Source organism: Synechococcus sp. R6-10, assembly GCF_047461815.1.
GTDB lineage: Bacteria > Cyanobacteriota > Cyanobacteriia > Thermostichales > Thermostichaceae > Thermostichus.
In genome coordinates, this window is sequence record NZ_JANSHW010000434.1 from 1 (window position 1) to 1,550 (window position 1,550).

2 protein-coding genes and 1 pseudogene are annotated in these 1,550 nt (G+C 57.7%); 2 read left to right on the forward strand and 1 reads right to left on the reverse strand.

Translation table 11 applies throughout. The features are described 5' to 3' along the window. Positions 1-545 (reverse strand): FHA domain-containing protein (locus NW837_RS11790; protein WP_414331741.1); only part of this gene is annotated, 545 nt, incomplete at its 3' end. Between the two features lie 182 nt (positions 546-727). Between NW837_RS11790 and NW837_RS11795 the strand changes: the two genes are divergently transcribed. Both NW837_RS11795 and NW837_RS11800 read left to right on the forward strand, forming a co-directional pair. Then, positions 728-1,213, forward strand: coding sequence for a CGLD27 family protein (locus tag NW837_RS11795; protein WP_414331743.1), 486 nt, complete (start codon positions 728-730; stop codon positions 1,211-1,213). A 33-nt stretch (positions 1,214-1,246) separates the two neighbouring features. After that, positions 1,247-1,550, forward strand: a pseudogene (locus NW837_RS11800) (bifunctional riboflavin kinase/FAD synthetase); the annotation flags it as partial.

Here is a 1,550-nt window from a genome sequence, read left to right on the forward strand (position 1 = left end):
ATGTATTTATCGACAGTGCCCCCGTACTGCTGAATGATATCCCCCCCCCGCCGGAACCAATCTCCCATCACCTGGGAAAGCAGGCGCTCGTCCAGTTGTTGAGTCAGTTGTCCGTACCCTCGCACATCGACCACCGCCACCGAGATCAGCCAGCGGGTTTGTAAAACCAGGGTGTCCGAAGGTTTGGCCGCGGGGCTGGGTTCTGAGCTGGCCAGGGATCCGCTGTGGAACTCCAGCTGGGATTGTCCAAGGGTGAGGTGATCCCCATCCTGCAGCAGGGTGGGAATGCTGACGCGGCGATTGTTGACAAACGAGCCGTTGCGGCTGCCCAGATCAATGAGATAGATGCTGTTGTTGTCGAGGTATTGCAGCAGGGCATGTTGGCGCGAAACGCTGGGATCGCTCAAGACGATGGCGTTGTCTTCATCGCGGCCTAGGGTCCAAGCGGTCGCTCCCGAGAGAATGTGTTTCCTCTGGCTGCCATCCGGCTCTTTTAAGATCACGTAGGGCGCGGCGGTGGCGGCAGATTCGCCTGTGACGCTCATGATGGGATAAGTTGTAGACGCGACCACACTTCAATAAATACGATACCCCGCTTGCCTTCGGTTGATGGGGGGTATCCGGGCTCGATTTCTGAGCCGCCTCTGCTGGGAGATGGAGGTCTGAGGATGGGCTTGGCGGGGGGCCAACCCGACCGATATCATTTTGTGTAGATACGTTAAGGTCTATGCTGGATCCCTCCCATCCCATTCCCGCTGAGCAACAGCCGCTCCGGCAATATGCAGAGCTGAGGGAAGCCTTTCCTTTCTCCTGGCCTGCTTTGGGGTGGATCCCTTACTTAAAACGAATCTTTGGGGTTTGGGGAGCTGTTGTGCTGGCGGTTTCCCCGCTGGTTTGGAGCAGCTTTGCCGGAGATTGGGGCCACTTTGTCTCTGGGTCGGTGCTGGGGGCCAATGTCTTGCTCGGCCTGGTGTTGCTCCATCTCTACTTGGGATGGGCTTATGTGCGGCGGCGCTTGGTACAAGCCCAGATTCCCTATGAAGAAAGTGGCTGGTACGATGGGGCGATGTATGCCAAGTCAGAAGAGGAGCTGGCTCAGCATCGGCTGATTGTCAGGTATCAGATTGATCCTGTGTTGCAGCGCCTGCGACGGAGCTTGTGGGGCGTAGTGGGCTTGAGTGGGTTGGCGGCCCTGCTTTGGCCTCTGGGGTAGGCAGTTGGTTGGCTGTTTTTAGGATCCCGGACAGTGCACATCACTTCTGATCTGGCTCAAACCTTGCGACCCACCGCTGTGGCCATCGGGAACTTCGATGGCTTGCATCTGGGCCATCAGAAGGTGCTGCAGCCGATTCGAGATTCTCTTCAGGGGGTACGTACTGTCCTCACCTTTCATCCCCATCCCCAGGAAGTCTTGACGAGGCGGCCTCAGCTGTTGCTCACTCCCCCTGCCGAAAAGCTGGATCTGTTGGCGCAAATGGGCTTTGAGCAGGTGGTACTGCTCCCCTTCACCCCTGCATTTGCCTGCCAGCCCCCCCAAGAGTTTATCCAAA